Below are 25,966 nucleotides of genomic sequence, written 5' to 3' on the forward strand. Positions count from 1 at the left end.
TCTCCACCAAGGAGCCGCATGCACCGCTCTCGCAACAAGAATGGTGCGGCACCGACGAAGGGCCCGGCCCGGAACCACAAGTTCCGGGCCGGGCCTTTCGCTGTCCTAGCGGCGCTGGGGGAGCAGCCCCCGCATGGCACGCCACGCCCTCAAGATTCCGTAGCCGAAGTGCCGGAAGAGGGCCGCCATGGCCCGGAACGGCGCCCCGAGTGCACGGAACCACCGACGCATCAACGACGGCGGCAGCCAGGTTGCCCGGAAGCGGACCCACCAACTGGAGTTGTTCCGCAACGATTCGCGGACGATGGCGATCCTCGCCGCGGCTGCCTTGCTCGCCTCAGAGGGCCTTCCGTAGCGTTGCCTTTCGAAATCCGAGGTCAGCGACGAGACGGCGCTGTGGGCGGCATCGTCGAGCCCGCCCACCTCACCCAAGGCGGTGCTGGAACGAAGCCGGGAGGAGAAGTGCCTGGGCGTTTCGCTCGGGGTGGACGGCAGCCCAAAATCTGCGGAGAGGTCCAGGAGCTCCGCCCAGGCATGGGCGGCCGACGGGTCCACGTACCCGGGTGGCCGCTCGTCCTCCGGAGGCGGCTTGCGGTTCAGGCGACGACGCCGCAACAGGGTGCGGCTCAGCCACGGCGATCCGAGGAAGGCCGCGATAACCACGGCAGCGGCCGCAAGGAGGCCGATGGTCGGGAAGGGGTTGCTCTCCACGGGCCCTGTGGCAGGGGTTTCCGCTCCCGGCAGCGGCAGCGGGGTGGGTGCCGGTGTGGCCGGCGTGGTGGGGACGTCCTTCTCATCGGCGTTGGTGCTCAGGTTGCCGGTGACGGAAGAATCAGTGGCGTAATCGGGAACTACACCACGGGAGGGAGTTGGTTCGAAGGGAACCCAGCCGAGGCCCTCGAAATACAGTTCAGGCCAGGCATGGGCATCTCGTGCATCCACTTCGTATTCGGGGAACGACCCCTGGCCCACCAAGGCCACCGACTCGCCCGTTAGCCGGCCGGGAGCGTAGCCCACGGCGATACGGCTCGGGATGCCTTCCACGCGTGCCATGACTGCCATGGCCGAGGAAAAGTGGACGCAGTAGCCGGCTTTGACGGAAAGGAAGTCCGCCAACACCGAAAGGCCGTTGCCGTCATATCCGTTCTGCACCGGGGCCTGGAGAGAATAGCTGAACTCTCCCGACCGCAGGAACTTCTGGATGGCCAGGGCCTTGGCGTAGTTGTTCCCGGAAGACGCCGTCACCTTGTCCGCTGTCTCGCGGACAATCCCCGGAAGGTTGCCGGGAATGCGAAGGAAGTCGTCCGAAATGGAGCGGGGGGCTGCATTGGCTTGGAAGAGGGCCTGGGCCGTCACTTTGGGGGCGGCAGAAAACACCACATAGCGCTGGGCCAGGGTGCTGGTTTCCGTGCTCATGATGCTGAGCGTGTTGGGGTCCCACGTCCAGCGTCCGTTGAGCCCGTTGACGGACACGGGTGCGAACGGAGTTGGAAGGTACGGGCTGGTGAACAGGCCGGCATTGATGGATGTCACGGCATTCACCACGTCGCCTTGGACTGCGTACCCGGTTTCGATCCTGTCCGCCCCGGCGCGGCGCGTGGCGGTGCGGTCGTCCGGAGCCCAGGTTTCGCCGTCGAAATGGTCAATGGTGACCGACCTCAGGTACAGCGGTGCGCTGGAACTGGTGGCGTACGTGATGCGACCCGAGCCCGTAGGGCTGCGGAGGCTGTTGCCCAAGGTGATCATGGGATTCAGCCCGTTCGATGTGCCCCAGGGGCTGAGCCGCGATCCCTGCGGAAAGGTCCCCGAGTCGAAGCCCGGGATGGCCAGCGGAACCGCCAAGGCCAATCCGAGCGTCAGGACACCGGTCACCAGGGACCGTTTGAACTGGCCGGAACTCCGCGGAGCGCCGGACTGCAGCCTTGAATCAGGGGCGAACCACTGGCTGCAGCCGAGGATGAGCAGGAAGCCGACGGTCGCACCGATGAAGCCCGGCATCCCCACGCTTTGCGGTTTGATGGTGGCGGGAACCACCATCACTGCCAACAGGCCCACACCGCTGGCTGCCGGCATGGAAAGCGGGACGGCCAGCGCGTCGATGAGGATCACCAGGAGGCCCAGGCACGCGCAGGTGACGAACACGATTCCCGCGTTGGGGGCCACCGGAGCACTCTCCGACACCACCGTTTCGCCCGCCCGCTTAATGAGCCGTCCCACGGCCGCGAACGTGCCAGGGGTGGGAATGAAGCCCAGCAGGCTGTCCGGGCGGCAGAACGTGAAACTCAGGATGCCGGCCAGGGCGGCAAATGAACCGAGCGTGGACACGAGGGGTGGGAGGCGGAGCGAGCGCAGGATGGCCAGTGTCAAGGAAACAGCCACCACGGTGGTGATCAAGGGCAGGAGCCAGGCCCAACCACGGAACACGCCGTTCAGGGACAGGGCGGCACCGAGGACACCTGCCGAGATGGCGCCGGCCATGGCCCAGGGGTACAGGCCGGCGCTTGGCTTGCGCTGGCGCTTCGATGGGGGGCCGGTCGGCCGGCCCCGGAGACCGTCACCGGTGTTCGCGGCGTCGGGCCGGGATGTCACCGTCACCGGGGCACCGCCGCTCCACGCCTGACGTCCATGGCCGCCCCGGCCGCGGCGACGATGCCGCCCTCGTCGAATCCGGACCAGGCCGCTGCCAACGGTGTCTTGGCCGTCACTGCCAGGGCGCGCCACCCGCCTTGCCGCAGGATCTCCAGGACCTCGTCGTTGTTCCGGGCCGGGTCGGTGACCATCAGGGCGAAGGCGTTGGCTCCGTAGGCCGCTGCCGGAGCCAGAGATTTGGCCTCCGCCACGGTCAGCGTGCCAAGGAGGGCCAGGAGCGGCCCGCGCAGGCGGTGGGCGGCCAACTTGTCCATGAGCCGATCGTCGAAGGCTGCGTCCAGGCCCTCGGCCCCGGGCGCTTCAGGCCCCGGAGTTCCGCGGCGTGGGTCCTGGCGCGTCGGCTCCTTCTGCCTGGCGTCCGCCCTGACGTACTCGGCCCTGTGATGCCGGGGACCGCCGAGTTCAATGGCCGCAAGGCTCTCGGCAATGGCATGCAATCCGCCGGATCCGATGAATTCCTCGTCTCCCGGGTCGGGCGCCGAGCGGGAATGGGCGAAAGCAGGGTGGCCAAAGGCATCCAGGACCCGGAGGGAATAATTCCGATCGGAAAGGTGCGCGCTGATGGACATCGCCGCCGTCACCACCCACTCGAAATTGGGCGACGTGACAAGGTCCGAGTCTTCGTCGTGGCTCCCGAAAACCGTCCCGGTCCCCGAGGCAAACGCCGTGAACCTCTGGTCCATGACGATGGTTGCTTCCGGCGTGGTCACCGACTCTTCCTGGCGTACCATGAGCTGCCCGTGGCGTGCTGTCGCCGGCCAATGGACCCTGCGCATGGGGTCACCGTGCCGGTACTCGCGCGTCATGATGTCGTCATCGCTCGGATTTGCCCGGATACGGGTGGCGGTGACGCCGTCGTTGCCGCGCGCCCCTGCCAGGCCCGTTGCGGGAAGTTCGACGGCGGCCGGTGTCACGGTGAGGAGGTCGCCGTCGTCGATTGAATGGCGACGCAACGACAAACCAAAGGGGTCGCTGAACTCGGCGGTGACCGGGCCAATCCTGAACTGCCCGCGCTTTCCCGAACGCAGATGGTACTCATAGCGGCTGGTACCGCCCGAGGCGGAACGGGCAGGGAAGCGGAACGCCGGCGGCTCGCCGAAACGCGGCGGCAGTTGCTCCTCCATGATCACGTGCCCTGTGGCGAACGAGGTGCGGGCCACCGCCAAGCGGACGGTTGTGGCCGTTGCGGTCTCCACAGTGGAGGGATTGAACTCCCGGTACACCTGGAACCGTGGTTTGAGGATCCGAACGCCAGCCAGCGCAACCAGCGGCAGGAGGAGAAGGAACACTGCCAAGGTGAGGAGGTCGCGCCGGCCCATCACTTGGGCGCAGGCCAACGAGGCCATTCCGGCAGCAAGAAGTCCCCACCCGCGGTTGGTGAACAAGTGCTTGGGGAGCCGGTCCACGAGTGCCATGCGCTTCTCCTCTGCGGTTCCGGTCCTACGCGGTCTGCTTGTCCCGGCGCCAGGCGCCGGGTGGTTCCTGGGCAACGGGCAAGGAAGCGAGGATGCCCCGGATGATGGTCTGCGGCGTATCGCCGGCGCTCGCGGCCTTGCGGTCCAGGATGATCCGGTGGGCGAGGACGGACTCCGCCACATCAACCACGTCGTCCGGCAGCACGAAGTCGCGACCGTCCAAGGCCGCAGTGGCCTTCGCAGCCCGCAGCAACTGGAGGAGGGAACGTGGGCTGGCGCCCAGCCTCAGCCGTGCGCTGTCCCTGGTGGCGCGGCCAATTGCCACCGTGTATTCCTTGATGGCCGTGGAGACGTATACCTGCTGGACCGTGGCGATCATGGCCGCGACATCGCTGGCTGTGACAACGGGGGTGACCTTGGCCAGGGGGGAGACGGCCTGGTGTGTCTCCAGCATTTCGATCTCGGCTTCCTGGTCCGGGTAGCCCATGGAAATCCTGGCCATGAACCGGTCGCGCTGGGCCTCCGGCAGGGGATAGGTGCCTTCCATCTCAATGGGGTTTTGCGTGGCCACCACCATGAATGGCAAGGAGAGCTGGTAGGAATTCCCGTCCACCGTGACTTGGTGTTCCTCCATGCACTCCAGGAGCGCCGACTGGGTCTTGGCCGAGGCACGGTTGATCTCGTCGCCGATCACGATGTTCGCGAAGACCGCGCCCGGCCGGAACTCGAACTGGCGCGAGGACTGGTTGTAGATGGACACTCCCGTCACATCTGAAGGGAGGAGGTCCGGGGTGAACTGGATGCGCGAAACCGTACAGTCCACCGTCCGGGCCAGGGTTTTTGCCAACATGGTCTTACCCACGCCGGGAACGTCCTCCAAGAGCAGATGCCCCTGGGCCAGCAGCACAGTGAGGGCCAGCTTTGCGGCGTCAGCCTTGCCGTCGATGACCTTGCCAATGGCGGCCAGGATCCGTTCGCTGGCATCGTGGAACCGTTCAGGGTCCATGACCTGCGGCTTGTGCCCGTTGAGGACGGCATCCCGGGGCGCAGCGGCGTATGCCTCGCCCTGGAAGGCAGCGGGTTCAACGGTGACGTGTCGCTTGGACTCCATGGATTGCCCTTCAGCCGTGGCCAACGTCCCCCGTGTGGCCTCCTTGTCCGTTCCAGCCTACCCAGAGTTTGGGCGTGGCTCACATAGTGGCAGGCGAATTTATGTACCAACTGGAATTTATGCGAAGTGCTGCGGCGGCACGGGCGGGACCGCGGTCCGGTTAAGGTGGGAGCATGTGCAACTCCCTCGCTCCTGCTCCCTACCGCAGCAACGTTGACGCGACCGGGGCCAAGGATTCCCGCAAAGAGTACCCGCCGGCCCCGGAACCGCTTCCCGTGCCCGTGATGGACAATCACACTCACCTCGACTTCCGGCACGGACTGATCGCGGTCAACGTTGCCGATGCCATGGACTCCGCGGAAGCCGTTGGTGTCCAAGGGGCGGTGCAGGTTGGCTGTGACCTGGAGTCCTCGCGATTCACCGTGGAGGCCGTGGAAGCCGACCCGCGCCTGCTCGGAGCGGTGGCGATCCATCCCAACGATGCTCCCGTCTACGCTGGCCGGGGCGAACTCGACTCGGCGCTCGCCGAGATCGAGGAACTGGCGCGCCACCCCCGCGTTCGCGCCATCGGAGAGACAGGATTGGACTTCTTCCGGACCCACGGAGAAGGACTGGCCCACCAGCGGTACTCCTTCCGCAGGCACATCGACATCGCCAAACGGCTGGGACTCACCCTGCAGATCCATGACCGGGACGCACATGACGACGTGATTCAGGTGCTGCGGGAAGAAGGCGCTCCGGAGACCGTTGTCTTCCACTGCTTTTCGGGCGGCGCCGAATTGGCCCGGATCTGCAACGAGAACGGGTGGTACATGTCCTTCGCCGGAACCATGACCTTCAAGAATGCAGACAACCTCAGGGAAGCGCTCGCCATCGCAGAGCCGAGCCGGATCCTGGTGGAAACCGACTCGCCGTTCCTCACCCCGCACCCTCACCGTGGCCGGCCGAACGCCAGCTACATGGTTCCGTACACCGTCCGTTCCATGGCGGATGTGACAGGAAGTGACCTGGCCGGTCTGTGTTCGCGATTGGCCGAAAACACCGTCAACGCCTACGGAACATGGGCCTGAGCGCCGCTTCTCCTCGCCCCACGGAGCTGCTCGGCTGAATACCCGGTATGCAGATTTCTTGGCCGCTTTATAACAGATCGGTTACTGTGTACAAGAAATAGCCGGGGTCGGGGAAGGCCTCCGGACAGCTGGTTCGGTTATCCCGGACAACCCAGTTGAATGTTTTGGCGGCACAGATGGCCGCCGCGCGTGTGGGACCAGGCTCGTTTGCCTGGCCCCGTTCCTGCGCGGCCGGGCATGTTTGTTCTGTGCTTATCCCCGTGCCCGGATGGTCTGAGAGTTATGGGCAAACGTGATCAAGTTCTTCACAACGGATGGAAAGTTCAGCTTCCTCAAAGTTGGTGCGCAGGCACTGGTTTTGGTGGCCTTGGTGGCCGGCGTTGTTGCCTTTGTGGGCAACAACAAGACCGTCACCCTCAACGTTGACGGCAAAGTGAGCTCCATCCAGACCTTCGGCGGCACAGTTGACCAAGTGGTCAAGGCCGCCAAGGTGGAATTGAAGAACGACGACCGCGTCACTCCTGCCCTGGACACGCGCGTGGAAAACGGTTCGGTGGTCAACGTCAACCTCGCCAAGGCCGTGTCCATTGAACTGGACGGCGCCCGCAAGACCGTGAACACGAACGCCCCAGACGTCGCAGGGCTGGTCAGCGAACTCGGCGTGGCCAGTTCGTCCGAGATTTCCCAGCCCAAGGACGCTTCCCTGGCTGTGGAGGGTTCCTTCGTTTCCATCTCCACCCCCAAGACCATCAGCCTGGTGGCCGACGGCAAGGACACCAGCACCACCACCACGGCGTCCGATGTTGCCGAGGTCCTCAAGGACGCGGGGATCACCGTGGGTGCCAGCGACCGTGTCTCCCAGCCGGGCAACGCTCCCGTCATTCAGGACATGGTGATCAAGGTCTCCCGCGTGGACACCAGCAAGACAGCCGACGCCACCGAAGAAGTTCCGTTCGACAGCGTCCGCACAGACAGCGCCGATCTGTTCAAAGGCGAAGAAAAGGTGACCCAGAAGGGCGTTGCCGGTTCCGTGGTGAAGACGTTCAAGCTGGTCCTGGTGGACGGACGCGAAGCTTCCCGGACGCTGGTCTCCAGCAACGTCACCACCCAACCGGTCACCGAAAAGGTGGCCGTCGGCACCAAGGCCCGCCCCGCAGCCACCCCCGCCAAGGCTGTCTCCGGTGCCGCTACCGGCGCGCCGAACGAGGCCATGTGGGACAGGATCGCCCAGTGCGAGTCCGGCGGCAACTGGGCCATCAACACCGGCAACGGCTACTACGGCGGCTTGCAGTTCTCCAGCCCCACCTGGCTGGCCAACGGTGGTGGCGCCTACGCCCCGACGGCAAACCTCGCCAGCAAAGCACAGCAGATCGAGATCGCCAACCGCCTCTACGCCAAGAACGGCCTGCGTGACTGGGGCTGCGCCGGCGCTGCCTGATCCCGCGCAGGCGATACGATACCTAGGTGACTGAACCGAATTCCGAACCCGCCGCCGTCGCGCCTTTGCTGGGCGCAACTGACATCCGACGGTTAGCCGAGGAAATCGGTGTCCGCCCCACCAAAACGCTGGGGCAGAACTTCGTGATCGACGGCAACACCATTCGCAGGATCGTGTCGGCGGCGAACATTGATGCCTCGGAGACCGTCCTGGAAGTGGGGCCCGGCCTGGGCTCGTTGACGCTCGGGCTGCTCGACGCGGCACGTGAGGTTGTCGCCGTCGAAATCGATCCTGTGCTGGCGCAGAAGCTGCCCGAGACGGTGCGTGCTTGGCGTCCGCAGGCTGAAGAGCGCTTCCACTTGGTCCTCTCTGACGCCATGAAGGTAACTGAGCTGCCGGTTGAACCTACCGCCGTCGTAGCCAACTTGCCGTACAACGTGGCAGTTCCCGTGGTCCTGCACCTGCTCCAACACTTCCCGAGCCTCCGCCATGGCCTGGTCATGGTCCAGGACGAGGTGGCGGACCGCCTTGCCGCAGGTCCCGGCTCCAAAATATACGGAGTTCCGTCGGTCAAGGCAGCTTGGTACGGACAGATGCGCAAAGCCGGAGTGATCGGCATGAACGTCTTCTGGCCGGCCCCCAAGATCCATTCCGGACTGATTGCCTTCACCCGGCACGAGCCCCCCGCCACGCACGTGACGCGGGACCAGGTCTTTGCCGTGATCGACGCCGCATTCGCCCAGCGCCGGAAAACCCTCCGCGCCGCCTTGGCCGGCTGGGCAGGAGGCGCTGTGGAGGCCGAACGGTGCCTGGTCGAAGCCGGCGTGGACCCCACTGCCCGCGGCGAAGTGCTGGACATCTCCGCCTACGTACGCATCGCCGAAGCCCGCCACCCAAGGGACGCATGAGCGCGGGCACCCGTGGTTTGCCTTTCGTGGGGGAGCGGTTCCACCCGCGCACTGTCCGAGTGAAGGCTCCGGGCAAAGTCAACGTCTCCTTGAGCGTTGGCCCGCTCAGGCAGGACGGCTACCATTCCGTTGCCAGCGTTTACCTGGCGGTGTCGCTGTATGAAGAAGTTGCTGCCACCAGCACGGAAACCCCGGGAATAACTGTCAGCATCAGTCCTTCCAGCACCCTGGACCTGGACGGCGTGGATATACCGCTGGACAAGCGCAACCTCGCCTACAAGGCGGCGGCCCTCATGGCCGAGATGTCCGAGAAGCCGACGGGTGTGCACCTGGAAATTACCAAGCGCGTACCCGTGGCTGGCGGCATGGGTGGCGGATCCGCGGACGCTGCGGCCACGCTCCTGGCCTGTGACGCCCTGTGGGACAGCGGCCTGTCACGCGAGGAACTGGCCCACGTGGCCGCCGAGCTTGGCGCAGACGTGCCTTTTTCGCTCCTGGGCGGGACCGCCGTCGGGCTTGGCGTGGGCGACAAGTTATCGCCGGCGCTGGCCAAGGCACAAATGGACTGGGTGCTGGTGTTCGCCGACTACGGGCTCTCCACCCCCGAGGTGTTCCGGACGCTCGATGGCCTCCGTGACTCCGAAGGCAGCGAAATCCCGGAGCCCGTGGACGTGGATCCCACGATTTTGCAGGCACTCCGGAATGGCGACCCCGAAACGCTGAGTCGGGTGCTGGTCAACGACCTCCAACGTGCATCGATTGCCCTCGCCCCGGGATTGAGGGACACGATCGGGCTCGGGGAGGCCAAGGGAGCGCTGGCCGGAATGGTCTCCGGTTCCGGACCCACCATCGCCCTGCTGTCCCGGGACCCGGACTCCGCAGCCGTCCTCGCTGAAGAGCTTTCACACCGGGGCCACACGGCCAAGGCGGTCCATGGCCCCGTACCGGGTGCCCGGATCATCTCCGATACCCTCCTTTAGTACGCATTTCCAGCTGTAGAAAGTAGTACCTCTTGGCCCACCTTCTTGGCGGCGAAAACCTGACGGTTTCCTTCGCAACCCGCACAGTCCTCGACGGCGTCACCCTCGGTTTGGAGGACGGTGACCGGATTGGCATGGTGGGCCGCAACGGTGACGGCAAATCCACGCTCATGCGGCTGCTCGCGCAGCGCTCCACCCCGGATTCCGGCCGTGTCACCAAGCGCGGCGACGTCAACGTCGGCTACTTGGACCAAGGTGACGTGCTCGACGGCGACCTGACGGTTGGCGCAGCAATCGTCGGCGACCGCGCGGATCACGAATGGGCCGCCAACCCCAAGATCCGCGAAATCATGGGCGGCCTGGTGGGCGACGTCGACTGGCACGCGAACGTCCACTCGCTGTCCGGTGGCCAGAAGCGTCGTGTGGCGCTGGCAAAGCTCCTCATCGAAGACCACGACGTCATCATGCTCGACGAGCCCACCAACCACCTTGACGTCGAAGGCGTTGCGTGGCTCGCCCGGCACCTCAAGTCACGCTGGCGTGCCAACCAGGGCGCCTTCCTGGTGGTCACCCACGACCGGTGGTTCCTGGACGAAGTCTGCAACTACACCTGGGAAGTCCACGACGCCATGGTGGACATGTTCGACGGCGGATACGCCGCCTACGTTTTGGCGCGCGCCGAGCGGGACCGGATGGCCGCCGTCGTCGAGAACAAGCGTCAGCAGCTCGTCAAGAAGGAACTGGCCTGGCTCCGGCGAGGGGCGCCCGCCCGTACGTCCAAGCCCAAGTTCCGCATCGAGGCCGCCAACGAGCTGATTTCCGATGTCCCGGAGCCACGCGACTCGGTGGCGCTGAACAAAATGGCTAACGCCCGGCTGGGCAAGGACGTGCTGGACCTCGAGGGCGTTTCGCTCGATTTCGAAGGTGGCGAGGCCGGGCAGAAACTCTTCAACAACATCACCCTGCGCCTTGCTCCGGGCGAACGTCTCGGCCTGGTGGGCGTCAACGGTGCCGGCAAGTCCACGCTCCTGAAGCTGCTCAACGGGGACATCCAGCCGAGTGCCGGCAAGCTCAAGCGCGGCAAGACCGTGGTGACCGCCGTCCTGACCCAGGATGTGAAGGAGCTCGACGAAGTCTCGGATCTGCGGGTCATTGAGGTCATTGAACGCGAAAAGCGGTCCTTCAACGTCGGTGGCAAGGAATTCACCGCCGGGCAACTCGTGGAGCAGTTGGGCTTCACCAAGGAAAAGCAGTGGACCCCCGTCACGGATCTCTCTGGTGGGGAACGTCGTCGGCTGCAGCTCTTGCGCCTGCTGGTGGGCGAACCCAACGTGCTGATGCTCGACGAGCCCACCAACGACCTCGATACCGATACCCTGGCCGCCGTCGAGGATGTCCTGGATGGCTGGCCCGGAACGTTGGTTGTGGTCAGCCACGACCGCTACCTCCTGGAACGCGTCACGGACCACCAGATGGCGCTGCTGGGCGACGGCAAACTTCGTGGCCTGCCCGGTGGCGTGGACCAGTACCTGGAACTGCGGGAAGCTGCCTTGGCTTCGGGTGCCGTTGTGGGTGGATCCGGCGCGCCCACAACGTCTGCTTCCGGAGGCACCTCAGCTGCTGCCTCCGGACCCAGCGAAGCCGAGAAGCGTGAGGCACGCAAGGACCTCAACAGGATCGACCGCCAACTGGGCAAGATCGCGCAGCAGGAGGAAAAGCTCCACACCCAGATGGCCGCCAAGTCCGAATCCGGCGACTTCGACGCGCTCGGGGAACTCAATGCCAAGCTGCAGGAGTTGCTTGACGAGAAGGAAGGTCTGGAACTGGAGTGGCTGGAGGCCGCCGAGGTCCTCGGCGAGTAGGACGCTCTCTCACCGAATCGCCCGTTTTGCCGGATGCTCTCTCAGGGAGTCGTCCGTTTTGGCGGGCGCTCTCTCAGGGAGTCGTCCGTTTTGCCGGGCGCTCTCTCAGGGAGTCGTCCGTTTTGGCGGGCGCTCTCTCAGGGAGTCGTCCGTTTTGCCGGATGCTCTCTCAGGGAATCGTCCGTTTTGCCGGATGCTCTCTCAGGGAGTCGTCCGTTTTGCCGGATGCTCTCTCAGGGAGTCGTCCGTTTTGCCGGATGCTCTCTCACAAACGGGCGTTCCTAACCGCCTTCGTAACCGATCAGCCAGTGCAAGCCGTAGCGGTCGATCACCTGACCGTCGCTGGCTCCCCAGGGTTTGGGGCCGAGAGGGTCGATGACCGTGCCGCCGTCGGCGAGTCGTTCGAACCATCCGTGCAGTTCCGTTGGCGCGGCTGCGCCCAGCAGCGAGAGCATCAGTCCTTCCGTGCGGATGCTCGTCTCGCCTGCCGCCGCGTCTGCGCCGGCTAAGGCAACTGCACCGCCGAGGACGCCGTGGGCGACCGCGTCCTCGGGGCCATCGGTGCGCCCAAACTCTCCGTAGCTGTGGAGGGTGAGTTCTCCGCCGAAGACTCCCTGGTAGAAGGCAAGGGCTTCACGCGCAGTACCGGGGAAAAGGACATAAATCTGCAAGGCAGTCATACGTCCGACCCTACTTCGTCCGTGAGAGAGGGTTGGGGTTTTGGGGTGGTTTGGTGAGAGAGGGTTGGGGTTTTGGGGTGGTTTGGTGAGAGAGGGTTGGGGTTTTGGGGTGGTTGGGTGAGAGAGGGTTGGGGTTTTGGGGTGGTTGGGTGAGAGAGGGTTGGGGTTTTGGGGTGGTTTGGTGAGAGAGGGTTGGCTTAGGTTTCGGTGCGGAGTTCGGGTTCCTTCTGCAGGCCGGTGAGGCCGTTCCAGGCCAGGTTCACCAAGTGCGCTGCAACGGCGCGTTTGTCCGGTTCGCGGCTGTCCAACCACCATTGCCCCGTCATCGCCACCATGCCAACGAGCATCTGGGCGTACATGGCGCCGTCCGCCGCGCTGAAGCCCCGCCGGGCGAATTCGTCCGAGAGCAAGTGCTCTACGCGGGCCGTGACGTGGGAGAGCAACGTGGAGAACGCGCCCTCGGGTTGTGAGGGCGGGGCGTCGCGCATCAGGATCCGGAATCCGTCGGTGCGTTCCTCGATATAGCCCAGGAGGGCCAACGCGGCGCGCTCAACGAGGACCCGGGGTTTGGCGTCGGTACTGAGGGCCCCGGTGATGGAATCCAGAAGGATCCGGAATTCCGTATCCACGACTTGCCGGTACAAGCCTTCCTTGGAGCCGAAGTGCTCATAGATCACAGGCTTGGAAACGCCCGCAGTGGCCGCGACTTCTTCGATGGTGGTGCCGTCCAGGCCCCGTGCGGCAAACAACGCACGGCCGATGCCGATGAGCTGCGCACGCCTCTGCTGGCCCGTCATCCTGGCCCGGACAGGGGACCCGCCGGTACGGGGTTCCAAGGACTCGGGGACAGCGGTGTGCAGGGGAAGTTCGGTGCGCTTGCTCACTTGTCCATCATGCACCAAGGGCAGCGGCGGGAGGCCGGACGCGCAGTTCACAACCCGGCAAAAGAGGGTCAAGTCGCGAAGCACGCAAAGGTCATGGCAAACTAGTTTCTTGTGTGTGCATCCCGGTGATCCGGGAACGCCTCCGGACCCTGCCGTCCGGATGTGGAAAGCATGCACGGTCCGCTCTGGTGTAACGGCAGCACCCCGGCCTTTGGAGCCGTGGAGTATAGGTTCGAATCCTATGGGCGGAACGGTCGGAAATGCGCTCCACTCTGTACCTGGAACGGCTTGAGCAGTGCCTGGGTCCAAAGCTTGGATGGCAGCATTCCGAAGCCGGAATATCCGGGACAAACCGAGCAAGGAGAGCCAGTACGTGAGCCCCGAAACCACCGGTCCCGCAGCGGTCATCGTCTTGGCGGCAGGTGCCGGAACGCGAATGAAATCGCGGACTCCCAAGATTCTCCACGAAATCGGCGGCCGTTCCATGGTGGGCCACGCGATCCTCGCCGCCCGTTCGATCAACCCCCAAAAGCTTGCCCTGGTGGTCCGTCATGAGCGCGACCGCGTCGCCGAGCACGTCTCCGTGCAGGATCCCGCAGCGCTGATCGTGGACCAGGACGACATCCCGGGCACGGGCCGCGCTGTCGAGGTAGCCGTGAAGGCCCTGGACGCGGAAGCCGAGCTGAGCGGCACCGTGGTGGTCACCTATGGCGACGTCCCGCTGCTCACCGGTGAACTCCTGGGCGAACTGGTCAGCACCCACGAATCCGAGGGCAACGCCGTGACCGTCCTGACCGCCGTGCTGGACGACGCCACGGGCTACGGCCGCATCCTCCGTGCCGAGGATGGCACCGTGCTGGGCATCCGCGAGCACAAGGACGCCACGGACCAGGAACGAGCCATCCGCGAGATCAACTCCGGTATCTACGCCTTCGATGCCGCAGTCCTCCGCAAGGCGCTCGAAAGCGTCACCACGGACAACGCCCAGGGCGAGATGTACCTGACCGATGTGCTCGGTTTGGCCCGCGACGCCGGTGGCCGGGTTGCCGCCGTCGTGACTGACGACCGCTGGCAGGTCGAAGGCGCCAACGACCGCATCCAGCTCTCCGCGCTCGGCGCGGAGCACAACCGCCGCATCATCGAATCCTGGATGCGCGCCGGCGTCACCGTGGTGGACCCCTCCACCACGTGGATCGACTCCACCGTGACCCTCGACGAGGACGTCCGCCTGCTGCCCAACACCCAACTGCACGGTTCCACCACCGTGGCGAGGGACGCCGTCGTCGGACCTGACACCACCCTCACCGACGTGCACGTAGGCGAAGGCGCGAAGGTGGTCCGCACCCACGGATCCGGTTCCACCATTGGTGCCAAGGCGAGCGTCGGACCGTTCACCTACCTCCGCCCGGGAACGGTGCTGGGGGAGACGGGCAAGATCGGCGCCTTCTACGAAACCAAGAACGTGACGATCGGCCGCGGCTCGAAGCTGTCCCACCTCGGTTACGCCGGCGATGCCGAAATCGGCGAAGACACCAACATCGGCTGCGGCAATATCACCGCCAACTACGACGGCGAGAAGAAGCACCGTACGGTCGTCGGCTCCGGCGTCCGGACCGGTTCCAACACCGTTTTCGTTGCCCCGGTCACCGTGGGCGACGGAGCGTACAGCGGCGCCGGTGCAGTGATCCGCAAGGACGTCCCCGCAGGTGCCCTGGCCGTGAGCCTCGCCGCGCAGCGGAACGCCGAGGGTTGGGTCCTGGCCAACCGCGAAGGCTCCATCTCCGCGCGCCACGCAGAGGCAGCCCTGGAACCGCGGCTTGCAGCCGCCCCCACATCCTCACCATCCCCGGCAACCACAGAAGAGGGCACACAGGCATGAGCGAAATTACCGCACACGGCGAGAAGAAACTGGTTCTCGCCGCCGGAAGGGCACATCCGGAGCTGGCGCAGGAAATCGCGAAGGAACTCGAAACAGAGCTCCTGCCCATCGACGCCTACGACTTCGCCAACGGGGAAATCTACGTCCGTTCGGCCGAGAGCGTCCGCGGCACCGACGCGTTCGTGATCCAGGCCCACCCGGCACCCCTGAACAACTGGCTCATGGAGCAGTTGATCATGATCGACTCCCTCAAGCGTGCCTCGGCCAAGCGCATCACGGTGGTTTCGCCGTTCTACCCGTACTCCCGCCAGGACAAGAAGGGCCGTGGCCGCGAGCCCATCTCCGCCCGGCTGGTTGCGGACCTGTACAAGACCGCGGGCGCTGACCGCATCATGTCCGTGGACCTGCACACGTCCCAGATCCAGGGCTTCTTCGACGGCCCGGTGGACCACCTCATGGCCATCCCGCTGCTGGCCGACTACATCCGCACCAAGGTCGAAGCTGACAACATCACCGTTGTTTCGCCGGACACCGGACGCGTGCGAGTGGCCGAGCAGTGGGCCGAACGCCTGGGCGGTGCCCCGCTGGCGTTCGTGCACAAGAGCCGCGACCTCACGGTTCCCAACCAGGCCGTTTCCAAGACCGTGGTTGGCCAGATCGAAGGCCGCACCTGCGTGCTGATCGACGACATGATCGACACCGGCGGAACCATCTCCGGCGCCGTCCAGGTGCTGAAGAACGCCGGCGCCAAGGACGTCATCATTGCCTGCACCCACGCCGTGTTCTCGGACCCGGCAGCGCAGCGCCTGGCTGACTCCGGTGCCCGCGAAGTGGTGGTCACCAACACCCTGCCCATCCCGGCAGAGAAGCGCTTCCCGCAGCTCACGGTCCTCTCGATCGCGCCGCTGATTGCCCGCGCCATCCGTGAAGTGTTCGACGACGGTTCGGTCACCAGCCTGTTCGACGGCAAAGCATAGCCGAGGACTGACAGGGACTGATCCTGACGACGGGCCATCCACCGCTTGAGTGCGGTGGATGGCCCGTTTTCCGTTTCCGGCCGGACCGCTGGTAAACTTTCGGGGGTACCTTGGCGAGGGAGAGCACGCCGGTTGTTGAAACCGGTGGATGTCTCCGTCATCGACTGGGTCTGTAACCTCCTTCGACAAAAGCGGGCCGGCGTTCAAGTCCGGGCCCGCGGGCGTGGAAGGTCACTCCAGACCTCCGCCCTTGCTGATCAACCAACCGCCATCCGGCGGTACACCAGTAATCAAGGAGTACACATGTCTGAGCAGAAGCTCGCAGCAGAACTGCGCACCGAATTCGGCAAGGGCTACGCCCGCCGTGCACGCGTCGCCGGCCGCATCCCCGCCGTCATCTACGGCCACGGTGCAGAGCCCGTCCACGTAACCCTCCCGGGCCGCGAAACCACCCTGGCAGTCCGCGTTGCCAACGCCCTGCTGAACCTGGACATCAACGGCGAGGCACACCTGACCATCGTCAAGGACATCCAGCGCAACGCCATCAAACAGACCATCGAGCACATGGACCTCCTGACGGTCCGCCAGGGCGAGAAGGTCACCGTGGACGTTCCTGTGCACGTCACCGGTGAAGTTGCTCCGGGTGCCGTCGCCAACCAGGAAGCCGTCACCCTCTCCGTTGAGGCCGAGGCTACCCACCTGCCCACCGCCCTCGAGGTTGACATCGAAGGCCGCGAGGCCGGCGCGCACGTCCACGCTTCCGACGTCGTTCTTCCCAAGGGCGTCAGCCTGCTGACCGAAGCCGACACCCTGGTGGTCAACATCTCGGAGCCGGTTGCTGCTGCAGCTGAAGAAGAAGAGGCAGCTGAAGGCGCAGAAGCACCGGCCGCTGAAGAAGCTGCCGAGTAGTCTGAGGCTTAGCCTTTCGAAGAGTGGCCGGGTCCCTGCGGGGTCCCGGCCACTTTCCTTTGCCTGACCTGCAGTACCCACCAGATTCCCTAGGATGAAAACCATGACTGACACTTGGCTGATCGTTGGCCTGGGCAACCCCGGCAGCGAGTACAGCGGCAACCGCCACAACGTGGGCCAGATGGTCCTGGATGAACTGGCCGCACGCATGGGAGGAAAGTTCAAGGCCCACAAGTCGCGTGCCCAGGTGGTGGAGGGCCGGCTCGGGATCGGCGGTCCCCGGGTAGTGCTGGCCAAACCGATGACGTACATGAACGTTTCCGGTGGCCCGGTGTCTGCGCTGAGCAAGTTCTTCGACATCGCCCCGGACCACGTGATTGCCGTCCACGACGAAATCGACATCCCGTTCAATACCCTCAAGCTCAAGATCGGTGGTGGCGAGGGCGGCCACAACGGGCTGCGGGATATCTCCAAGGCGCTTGCCACCAAGGATTACCTGCGCGTGCGCGTGGGCGTCGGCCGTCCCCCGGGACGCATGGACACCGCCGATTTTGTCCTGCGGGACTTCGGAACCACGGAGAAGAAGGAACTCCCGTTGCTGCTGGACGAAGCCGCCGACGCCGTGGAATTGCTCATGGCCCAGGGTTTGCTTGCCGCGCAGCAGAAACACCACCCGGCGCGTTCTTGAGCAAATCTTGAGGAAAGCCTGATCAAAGCCTTACGGTCGTAAGAACCCTTGGCCCTACTAACTGTCGGCGCCCGGCGGTAGTGTGCATGGTACGCAGGGTACGCGGTGGGGACTGTCGGGATGTTGTAGCGAGGGATGCGGGTGTCGGCGGAGTTGCTAAACATGAATGGGGGAGGCGCAGCGAGGGCTGCGGCTCCCGATCTTGTTGGCGGACCCTCGGATCGGCAAACCTGGTCCCTCCTGGCGCGCAGCCAGGATCTCGCAAGGGCCAACAAGCATCTCGAATCATCCGAATCCTATGGCGTTGTCCTGACCGGTGAGCGCGGAATCGGCAAGTCCGGGCTGGCAAGGGCGGTGGTGTCCTCCCTCGGTCCCAAGGTCCACAGCCTGCAATTGCGCAATACCTTGGCCAGCGGACAGACCCCTTATGGCTGCTTGGGTTTTCTCCTGGCCCGGCTGCCCTCGGAGGCAGTGAGCTCACCGACGGGCATCCTCCATGCCGTCACGTCGCTGATCCGGGCCGAAGCCGGAGGACGCCAGACAGTTTTCATCGTTGACAACGCCGGCGGAATGGATCCGATGAGCACGGGCGTGCTGCTCAACCTCATGGCTACGGGCACCGCGAAGGTGATCGCCACCGTCCAGCGCGCCAGCGACCTCCCCGCAGATTTCCATCGCTTGGTGCTCGAAGGCCAATTGGGTGAAGTGCACCTGAACGCCCTGTCAGAAGAGCAGACCAAACAGGTGCTGGGCTCGGTCCTGGGCCACTACGTTTCCTCAACCCTGGTGGGTTCGCTGCACTCCGCCGTGGGCGGGAACCCGATGCTCCTGCATGCGCTGCTGGATGAGCAGCGGCATTCGGGCAACCTGGTGCTCAACGACTCGGTGTGGACCCTTCGTGACCGCATCAAGCTCGACGGCGCGACGGTGGTGGAGGACTTTGTCCGCTCCCGGCTGGCGCGCGAATCCCCAGCCAACCGGACCGTCGTCGAAATCCTTGCCTGCGCCCGGCGGGCGACGCTCATGGACCTGGCCGCGATCTTCAGCACCGAAGTCCTGGTGGAGATGGAGGAATCCGGCCTCCTTTCGGTGGACCGTTCCGGGGAGCACTGGGTTTCGCTCCGGGATCCCTACTTGGGCGAGGTTGTCCGGGGGTGGCTGAGCGCCAGGCGCCGCCGGGAACTGCGCCTCATGCTCCTGGGACCCAAGGAGCCCGAACTCCATGGCCTGGCACCCCAGGACCTGCTCAGCTATGCAGCCTGGATGCACGAGTGCGAGGACGAACCCTCGCCGTCGGCATCGCATGCCCTCGCGGCCGGACGCGCTGCCCTGGACGAGTACGATCCCAACTTCGCCATCCAGTGCACCGTTTCGGTCGATCCCAAGGATCCCGAATGGGTGGCCGGCCAGCGACTCAAGGCAGCGTCCTACCTCATGCTGGACCTCCCGCTGCACGCCGCGCAGGCACTGGATGAGGTCTCGGAGGCGCACCTGGCGGTCCTGGGACCCACGGACTTCGCCGAGATCACGGCGGCGAAATGCCAGGCCATGACGTGGATCGACGGCCGCTCCGCCATGGTCCCGGGAGTGATCACGGAGGCCAGGGAATCCCTCGCCGCGATGGAGGCCTCAGGAATCCATGCGGACACCGACCTCTCCCGGGCACGCAACCGGCTCAACCTCTGCAACTACGAGTACCAGACGTACATGGGCGAATACGCTGACATTGTGGAGGCCCTGGAACGTGAACATGCGCAGGAACCCGGTGAGGACAGTGAGCACTGGTTGCGGTGCGGCTTCTTCCTGGTGGAGGCCCGTTGCATGCTGGGCCGCGAACTCGAAGCCCAGCAATTGGCCCGCACCATGTCCAAACATCTTCGGCAGGCCGGTACCACGCCTTCCCTGGAGGAAGCCTTCGCCCGGCACACCTACCTGGTGCTCTTGCTGTCCGGCCACTGGCGCAGATGCATCGAGTTGATGCGCCGGGCGCCGTCCAAGCCCTCGCGCCTGCAGTTCCGGGGTGCCGTCACCGAATTGGGCATCGGGCTGGCGTACGCCTATGCCGGTAAACCGTCGTGTGCCATTGAACCCTTGCGTTCGGCTGCGGCGCAGCTTGAACTGCGGCCCGCCATGAACCTCGTGAAGGTGGCCTATGCTGCCACCGCCTTCGCCTACGCCCAGCTGGGGAACGCCTTGGAAGCGGGCCGCTACTTGGATCTTTACCGGACATGCCGGGGCACGGGGATGTATTTCTCCGAATCGGTGGCGGAATTCTGTGCGGAGATGGCCGGCCGGTGGATGGGCGATCCCGAGGTGAAGCAGCGGCTCCTGGCGAAGGTCCACCTGGATGTGGCCAAGCAACGGTTCACCACTGCGGGTATTTGCCTCTTCGGTGCCACGGTGGAGGGCACGGACGCCGAGTACCGCTTCCTGGAAGACATCGCGGCCAGCCGTCAGGGTCCGCTGGCGAAGATCTCCGGCGACCTGGCCCGCGGTTCGCTGACCCGCAGCTCACGTTCGCTCCTGGCGGCCGCAGACGCCGCCGCGGCGTTGGACCTGCTGGTGGTCGAGGCTCGGTGCGTGGCGATGGCCCTGGACTTCGCCCGCGACGCCGGTGAAACCACCACAGCACGGACAGCCCAGCTCAGGCTCGAACGACTGGAACAATCAGTATCGGCCCTGCCGATCCAACCTCGCAGCGATGCGCCTGTCCTCACCGAGAGGGAACGGCAAATCGCCAAACTTGCTGGAAAGGGTGTCAGCAACCGTGAAATCGCCATGGATATTGGGGTGTCTGTGCGGACCGTGGAAGGCCACCTCTACCAAGTCTTTACCAAGCTGGGTGTCTCCTCGCGGGGCGAGCTCAATGGCCTGCTGTAACGGAGGGACGAACCGTCCAAGGCTGAGCGCTGCCCATGCAGGCTGAGCACCTTGTGGGCCGGGAAGCCGAATTGGACCTGGCGACGGAAATATTGAGGCAGGAGGGCGCTGGAGCCGTCCTGCTCCTTGCGGACCCTGGAATTGGCAAGACCGCCATGGCAGCGGAGATTGCTGCCCGTCTGGCCGACGAAATGGTGGTGATGCGGGTCCACGGAAGCCCCGCCCTGTCCGCGGTTCCCTTTGGCGTCCTGTCCCCGTACTTGTTGGACCTGCCCGTGGACCAGGCCACCTCGCCGGTAGCGATCCTGCGCGAATTCTGGTCGCAGTTCGAGAAACGCCGGGGCAGTGCGGGGGCCCGCCTCCTGCTGGTGGTGGACGACGCGCACGACCTCGACGAAGGCAGCACCCAAATCCTGGCTGAACTTGTCACCGCCGGCTGGGCCCGGCTCGTTGCCACGAGCCGGCCCCGGCCCGGACTGCCTGCAGCCCTGCTTCAGCTCTGGTATGACGGGTTGGCTGAACGGTTGGAACTGCACCCGCTGGAGAAGGAAACGGTCACGGAACTGGCCGAGAAGACCCTGGGCGGCACGGTGATGGCCAGTACCGTGGACGTGCTGCATTCAGTATCCGAGGGCAACCCCTTGCTGTTGCGGTCCCTCCTGGAGGACTCAAAGGCGGACGGCAACCTGGTCCGCCGCAATGGTGTGTGGTTCCTGACCCGCGCGCTGACGGGCAATGGAGAAGGCCTCGCCGAGGTGGTCCGTAACAAGGTCCTCCGGACCAGTGAGGCCGAGCGGGAGGCGATGTACGTCATTGCGTTGGCCGAACCGGTCCCTGCCGCCGTGTTGGACTCGCTGGTGGGCAGGGACACCGTCCGCTCCTTGATGGACAGCCGGTTGGTCCTCACCACGAACGGGGCGGGCAGCCCGCTGAAGATGTGGCACCCCATGTACGGGGAGGCCTTGCGCCAGATCGTTTCGCCGGCCCGCAGCCTGCAGATCCGCCAGAGCATGGTGCAGCACTTGCTGACCGAGCCGGCCACGGCGGAGGGGCTGCTCCGCATGGTGAGCTGGGCACTGGACTGTGGGGCCGACGTCGACGATGAACAGCTGCTGCAGGCAGCGTTCCTGGCCGCGAAACTGCTGCAGAACCCCCTGGCCATGGCCGCGGCGGAGCGCGTCAGGTCAGAGGCGCTGCGGCCCCGCGCCCGCGCCGTGATGGCGATGGTCAACTACAACGACGGCGACTACCGCAGTACCATCCGGCTGTTGGAGGAAGGTGCCGGGTTCCTGGACGCGGACCCGTCCGGGCCCTTGGGTGCCGGACTCCTGTGGGCGGCGGCCCGTTCGGCTGTGGGGGACAGCTCCGGGGAAATCGTTGCGGATGTGCGCGCCGCAGCGGAGGCCGTTGCCGGGCAGCACCCGGCGGACCAGGAATTGGTCAACGGAATCCAGCGGCATGCGTTTGCCCTGGAATTGGCTGCCTTGGCACACGATGGCCGGTATGCGGAACTGAGGGAAGGCCTGGACGCTTTTGAGTCCGGGTTGGAACAGGACCAGCCGGACATCGTCATGAGCCAACTGTTCCTGCTGGCCATGCGGTGCGAGCTGCTGATGGTGGAAGGCCAGCCCGTCCAGGCCCTGGACAAGGGCCGGGACGCGTTGGTGCTGCTTGACGAGCACAAGGACGATCTCCTCTACCTCAGCGACTTCATCCTGGTCCGCTACGCCTTGGCAGCCCTCGAATCGGGGGACTGGGCCGCTGCGGAGACGGCACTGAACCGCTATGCTGCCAGCTCGGCCTTGGGGCTCATCACCTTCGGCGGCGACATCCAGACCCTCAAAGGCCTGTCGCTGCTGCGTCAGGGCCGGTTGGAACAGGCTGGGCTGGTGTTGACGCCCGCTGTGGAAGCCCTGAAAGTTAAAGACCCGCAGCGGCTTCGCAGGCTCGGCAACGCGTTGGCGTTCTACGCCGCGGCACGCTCGGGGAACACGGACCTGGCCCGGCGGCTGGGCAGGGAACAAAGCGCCGCCGCGGCCGGCGGAGCCTACGTTGAAGCCATGGCCCAACTCTTCATGCTCGCCGGCAAGGAACACCTGGACAAAGGCTCTGCGCTGGAGAAGCTGCGCACCATCGCCGGGGAATCGACTCTCCACCACCTCCCGGGTGTCCTGCTCCAAAACCTGGTGCTCCGCGCTGAACTGGGGGACTTGGAAGCCATGGAAGCCATCCAGGACACAGCCTCCACCATGGGAGGCTCGTGGGCCAACGGCTGGGAGTCGCTGGCATCGGCCCAGATGGGCGGAGCCGGCGACGGATTCGTGAACGCCGGGAACCTCCTGGCCGCTGCAGGAATGCCCGGTCCTGCCGCCGTGGCCTTCGACAGGGCAGCGAACGCGTTCGACGCCGAGGGCAAGCGTCCCGAGGCCAGGCAAGCCGCTGTGCTGCGCGACGTCAGCGAATCCAACCTGGGCGACGCCTTGGTACACGACCCCCACACCGAAACGGACCGCTCCGTACCCCTGACCCGCAGGGAGCAGGACATCGTGGCGCTCGCCGTCTCGGGGCTGACGGACCGGCAAATCGCCGAGAAGCTGATGGTTTCCGTACGCACCGTGGAAGGCCACCTCTACCGCAGTTACGCGAAGCTTGGCATTCGTCGCCGTGAGGATTTGGGAGCGGCCGTCCGCAGCTGACGGCAGGCGCCTAAGTACCGCCGAAACCGCCCTGCGTACCACCTGCCCGCGGGTTGCCGCGGAATTTAACCATTCAATGGAGTAACGCCTGCCTCTGCGATGCCCGGACCAAGTAGTGCGCTCCCGAACGACTGAGTACAAGAGAGTACTGCCGCTGAAAATCCCCGCAACTAATCGAGTACCAACTACTGGTGTTCTGCTTTTCGCCACACGGTTAACTGTTCTCAGGAAGCACGGTTAGCCCCAAGCATCGCCGGACTTCCCACCGCAACACCCGCATCGGTGGTCTCGTTGAGCCGATGCTCCGGCCGTCGCAAGACGGTCCGGCCCTGGACGAAGCCGGCGGCGACAGAGTCTTCTGAGACCGAGACTCTCCCCCCAGCCGTCGCCGGCTTCTAGGCCAGGGATCCGCATTCGCGGAACGCCGAACCCCTCCCGGACCAAGGGACTGCTGCTATTGGAGTGCGCATGCTGCCGGATCCCTGGCTGGACGAAGACACCGTCCCAGTCGGGCTGAGGCCACCAGCATTCCCGGACCGGAAGAAGCTGCTTGAGCTGATCCTCGCAGCCGTACCTTCACCGTCCACCAACGGCATTGTGGTAGTCGGGGACCGGGGCTCCGGGAAGAGCCATTTGTTGCTCTCCATCCAAGCAGGCCTTCCTGAATCCATGGATGTCCGCACGTTCGCCGGAAGGCCTGAGCTCGAGGCAATCCGGTTCGGGGCCCTGACCGGCGGCGAAGACGCCCCGGACGAACATGCCGTCCTGCCCGGGCTGCAGGTGCTCCGGGCCCTCACCCGGACCCTGGGACCGGCCGATTACCTGTACACACCGTCGGCGGTACGCCGTCGCAGCAAGAAACATGCCACACCGCTGCGAAGGGCACCTCTGGTGCTGCTGGTGGACGATATCCACTACATCGACCCGGCCTCCCTGGCGGTCCTGCTGCAGTTGATTCCCGGTTTTGGGGCGACGCTGGTGGCGACGGCGGACAGCCGGCGTCCCCTGCCCCAGGATCTGTACCAGTTGTGGGAGGACGGGTTCCTGGAGCAGTATTTCCTGCCGCCCTTTACCTTCAATGAGGCCCACGCCTTGTGCCAAGAGGTGTTGGGCGGCAACGTCCAACGCCGCGCGAGCAGCCTCCTGGCCGTCATGAGTGGCTTCAACGTGGGCCTCTTGTGCCTGGCTGTGGAGGATGCCCGCGAAGCAGGCCTCCTGGTCCTCCGCGATGGCTACTGGACCCTCGATGCCCGGGCCCACTGCCACTGGCCACGGGTGGTTGAGCACGTCAGGGCGGAGAACGCCAACCGTCCCGAGGAGGAGCGCCAGGCATTGGAGCTCATTGCCTTGGGCGAACCCCTGGCGTTGGACACCGTGGAGCGCAGCTTCGGCCAGCGCGCCGTGGAACACCTCCTGTCCGCCCACCACATCAGGTTGCTGCCAGGCCGCCCGCCCACGGTCCGGACCAGCTCCTGGCTGCGGGGTGAGGGAACGCGGCTTTCCGTCCCCAAGGCGCGGAGTACCGCCCTGCGGAAGGGCATCGAAGGACCGGCCGTGACACGCGAGTCCGCACCCACCATGCTCCGGTGGATGACGTGGACGCTCGATTCCGGCCTGAGCTTGTCCGATGAGCTCCTCCTCTCCGCCGCGCCGGCCGCCGACAGGCCCTCCACTGCTGAGCTTGCGCTGCGTGCGGCGGACGCCATCAAGGAACCGGGCCACCTGCAGGAGGCCAGGCTGCTCCGTGCCCGTGCGCTCATTGCGGAGGGGCAGCTCAGGGAAGCAACGCCTGAACTGCGGGAGTTGGCCGCCACAGGATCGCAAGCGGACGTCAGGGACGAGGCCAGCCATCGGCTCATGGCGCTCAGCCTGCTCGGGGCGGTTCCGGAGTCTGGCGGAGACCGCGAGGGCGGGCCCGTCGACCAGGCGGGGTTTGTCATGAAGACCATCGACGAGGCAGGGCGGCTGTTGCTGGCAGGCGCAGCACCGCAGGCATTGGCCGAGTCGTCCGCCGCCATGGCCGCCATAGACCAAGACCCTGCCTTGGAGGTCTTCCGGCCCGGAGTCCTGCTGCGCCACATCATCTGCTTGCGCCACAACCTGGCGTGGGGTCCCGTGGATGCGCTGCTGAACTGTCCGGGGTCCTATGCGATGCCCGCCCACATGGCTGTTTGCCTGGAGGTGGCCCGCGGGTACGCCCAGCTTAGCCAAGGACTGCCACGGGCAGCACGGCTGACGCTGCAGCCGGCGGTGGCGGAACTGCCCGACGCCGGCCTGCCGCCTGTCCTGGCGTTCGCTGCGGCCATGCTGGCCTACTGTGAGGCGCTGTGCGGAGACCCTGTACAGTCCGGGGAACGGATCGCCCAAAGCCAGGCTGCCCTGCTGGAAACGCCCCCAGGGTTCCTAGGTCCGCTCACTGACCTGTTCCTGGCCGCTGCCCAGGATGCCGTTTCGCGGGGGTGGCACGCGGAAGGTGGAAGGCTGTTCACGCTTGCCGGAGACTTCCATGGGCAAAGTCCGCTGCTCGAAGCCGAGGCGCTCTCCCTCCTGACCCTCAACGCAAGCAGCACCGCCGTCGACGATCTGGTGCTGCAGCGGCGCCTCGGCGAGCTGGGCGCCGCTGTCCAGGGACCGGCAGGGGTGGCCCTGCAGACCTTCGCGCTGTCCTTGCTGGACCATGACCCCAAGACGCTCGAGTCTGCCGGAAGGAGCCTGTCCGCGGACCGCCAGTTTGCGCATGCCGCGATGTGCTATTCACGCGCTGCGAACGGCTACGAGGCGAGGACCCGCAGTGCGGCGAGCCGCCGGGCCTCGGTGATGATGGAGCGCTTGCGCCATGCCTTTGAGAGCGAGGCTGTTCCGCCGCTGGGTTGGCTGCCGGGGACCGCCGGCCGCTGACGTGCTGGAAGGCACACTCCCGCCGGCCTGTGCCGTGGGATA

The 25,966-nt window shown here is 65.5% G+C and carries 17 protein-coding genes and 1 tRNA gene; 13 read left to right on the forward strand and 5 right to left on the reverse strand.

Annotation, left to right across the window (positions count from 1 at the left end):
• Nucleotides 1-105 precede the first annotated feature (105 nt).
• From ACIPY3_RS05045 to ACIPY3_RS05055, 3 genes are all read right to left on the reverse strand, one after another.
• Nucleotides 106-2,478: a DUF3488 and DUF4129 domain-containing transglutaminase family protein gene (locus ACIPY3_RS05045; RefSeq protein WP_400330893.1), complete on the reverse strand. Its 2,373-nt coding sequence runs from the start codon at nucleotides 2,476-2,478 to the stop codon at nucleotides 106-108.
• A 113-nt stretch (nucleotides 2,479-2,591) separates the two neighbouring features.
• Entirely contained in the window at nucleotides 2,592-4,064 is a 1,473-nt protein-coding gene (locus tag ACIPY3_RS05050) for a DUF58 domain-containing protein (RefSeq protein ID WP_400330896.1), read from the reverse strand.
• Between the two features lie 25 nt (nucleotides 4,065-4,089).
• Complete coding sequence (locus ACIPY3_RS05055; RefSeq protein WP_400330899.1) at nucleotides 4,090-5,175, reverse strand: AAA family ATPase; 1,086 nt, start codon at nucleotides 5,173-5,175, stop codon at nucleotides 4,090-4,092.
• 173 nt (nucleotides 5,176-5,348) lie between these two features.
• Here ACIPY3_RS05055 and ACIPY3_RS05060 point away from each other — a divergent pair, with 173 nt between their 5' ends.
• From ACIPY3_RS05060 to ACIPY3_RS05080, 5 genes are all read left to right on the forward strand, one after another.
• On the forward strand, nucleotides 5,349-6,245 hold the full coding sequence (locus ACIPY3_RS05060; RefSeq protein WP_400330902.1) for a TatD family hydrolase: 897 nt from the start codon (nucleotides 5,349-5,351) through the stop codon (nucleotides 6,243-6,245).
• 292 nt (nucleotides 6,246-6,537) lie between these two features.
• Nucleotides 6,538-7,683, forward strand: coding sequence for a transglycosylase family protein (locus ACIPY3_RS05065; protein ID WP_400330904.1), 1,146 nt, complete (start codon nucleotides 6,538-6,540; stop codon nucleotides 7,681-7,683).
• A gap of 26 nt (nucleotides 7,684-7,709) precedes the next feature.
• Entirely contained in the window at nucleotides 7,710-8,591 is an 882-nt protein-coding gene (rsmA, locus tag ACIPY3_RS05070) for a 16S rRNA (adenine(1518)-N(6)/adenine(1519)-N(6))-dimethyltransferase RsmA (protein WP_400330906.1), read from the forward strand.
• Complete coding sequence (locus tag ACIPY3_RS05075; protein ID WP_400330909.1) at nucleotides 8,588-9,571, forward strand: 4-(cytidine 5'-diphospho)-2-C-methyl-D-erythritol kinase; 984 nt, start codon at nucleotides 8,588-8,590, stop codon at nucleotides 9,569-9,571. Before rsmA ends, ACIPY3_RS05075 begins: the two co-directional genes overlap by 4 nt.
• Nucleotides 9,572-9,603: 32 nt before the next feature.
• Nucleotides 9,604-11,433, forward strand: a complete 1,830-nt coding sequence (locus ACIPY3_RS05080; protein WP_400330912.1) for an ABC-F family ATP-binding cassette domain-containing protein — start codon at nucleotides 9,604-9,606, stop codon at nucleotides 11,431-11,433.
• A 281-nt stretch (nucleotides 11,434-11,714) separates the two neighbouring features.
• On the opposite strand, the gene ACIPY3_RS05085 is transcribed toward ACIPY3_RS05080, so the two are convergent.
• Together ACIPY3_RS05085 and ACIPY3_RS05090 are read right to left on the reverse strand one after the other, a co-directional pair.
• Nucleotides 11,715-12,113 (reverse strand): VOC family protein, encoded by a 399-nt coding sequence (locus ACIPY3_RS05085; protein ID WP_400330915.1) that lies wholly within the window; start codon nucleotides 12,111-12,113, stop codon nucleotides 11,715-11,717.
• 197 nt (nucleotides 12,114-12,310) lie between these two features.
• A complete protein-coding gene (locus ACIPY3_RS05090; RefSeq protein WP_400331632.1) occupies nucleotides 12,311-12,910 on the reverse strand; it encodes a TetR/AcrR family transcriptional regulator in 600 nt (199 codons plus the stop codon).
• A gap of 266 nt (nucleotides 12,911-13,176) precedes the next feature.
• Between ACIPY3_RS05090 and ACIPY3_RS05095 the strand changes: the two genes are divergently transcribed.
• The 8 genes from ACIPY3_RS05095 (at nucleotide 13,177) to ACIPY3_RS05130 (ending at nucleotide 25,924) form a co-directional block, all read left to right on the forward strand.
• A tRNA-Gln gene (locus ACIPY3_RS05095) sits at nucleotides 13,177-13,248 on the forward strand.
• 122 nt (nucleotides 13,249-13,370) lie between these two features.
• Nucleotides 13,371-14,876, forward strand: a complete 1,506-nt coding sequence (gene glmU, locus ACIPY3_RS05100; RefSeq protein ID WP_400330918.1) for a bifunctional UDP-N-acetylglucosamine diphosphorylase/glucosamine-1-phosphate N-acetyltransferase GlmU — start codon at nucleotides 13,371-13,373, stop codon at nucleotides 14,874-14,876.
• A complete protein-coding gene (locus tag ACIPY3_RS05105; RefSeq protein WP_387433444.1) occupies nucleotides 14,873-15,853 on the forward strand; it encodes a ribose-phosphate diphosphokinase in 981 nt (326 codons plus the stop codon). The genes glmU and ACIPY3_RS05105 overlap by 4 nt, the downstream gene beginning before the upstream one ends.
• A gap of 303 nt (nucleotides 15,854-16,156) precedes the next feature.
• On the forward strand, nucleotides 16,157-16,762 hold the full coding sequence (locus ACIPY3_RS05110; protein ID WP_400330920.1) for a 50S ribosomal protein L25/general stress protein Ctc: 606 nt from the start codon (nucleotides 16,157-16,159) through the stop codon (nucleotides 16,760-16,762).
• A gap of 103 nt (nucleotides 16,763-16,865) precedes the next feature.
• Nucleotides 16,866-17,450 (forward strand): aminoacyl-tRNA hydrolase, encoded by a 585-nt coding sequence (pth, locus tag ACIPY3_RS05115; RefSeq protein ID WP_400330923.1) that lies wholly within the window; start codon nucleotides 16,866-16,868, stop codon nucleotides 17,448-17,450.
• Between the two features lie 162 nt (nucleotides 17,451-17,612).
• A complete protein-coding gene (locus ACIPY3_RS05120) occupies nucleotides 17,613-20,330 on the forward strand; it encodes a LuxR C-terminal-related transcriptional regulator (protein WP_400330925.1) in 2,718 nt (905 codons plus the stop codon).
• Nucleotides 20,331-20,365: 35 nt separating this feature from the next.
• A complete protein-coding gene (locus ACIPY3_RS05125; RefSeq protein WP_400330928.1) occupies nucleotides 20,366-23,026 on the forward strand; it encodes an AAA family ATPase in 2,661 nt (886 codons plus the stop codon).
• 468 nt (nucleotides 23,027-23,494) lie between these two features.
• On the forward strand, nucleotides 23,495-25,924 hold the full coding sequence (locus tag ACIPY3_RS05130; protein ID WP_400330931.1) for an AAA family ATPase: 2,430 nt from the start codon (nucleotides 23,495-23,497) through the stop codon (nucleotides 25,922-25,924).
• The last annotated feature ends 42 nt before the right edge of the window (nucleotides 25,925-25,966 follow it).

Origin of the sequence: Paenarthrobacter sp. NPDC089714, from assembly GCF_044748905.1 — a bacterium.
Taxonomy (GTDB): Bacteria; Actinomycetota; Actinomycetes; order Actinomycetales; family Micrococcaceae; genus Arthrobacter.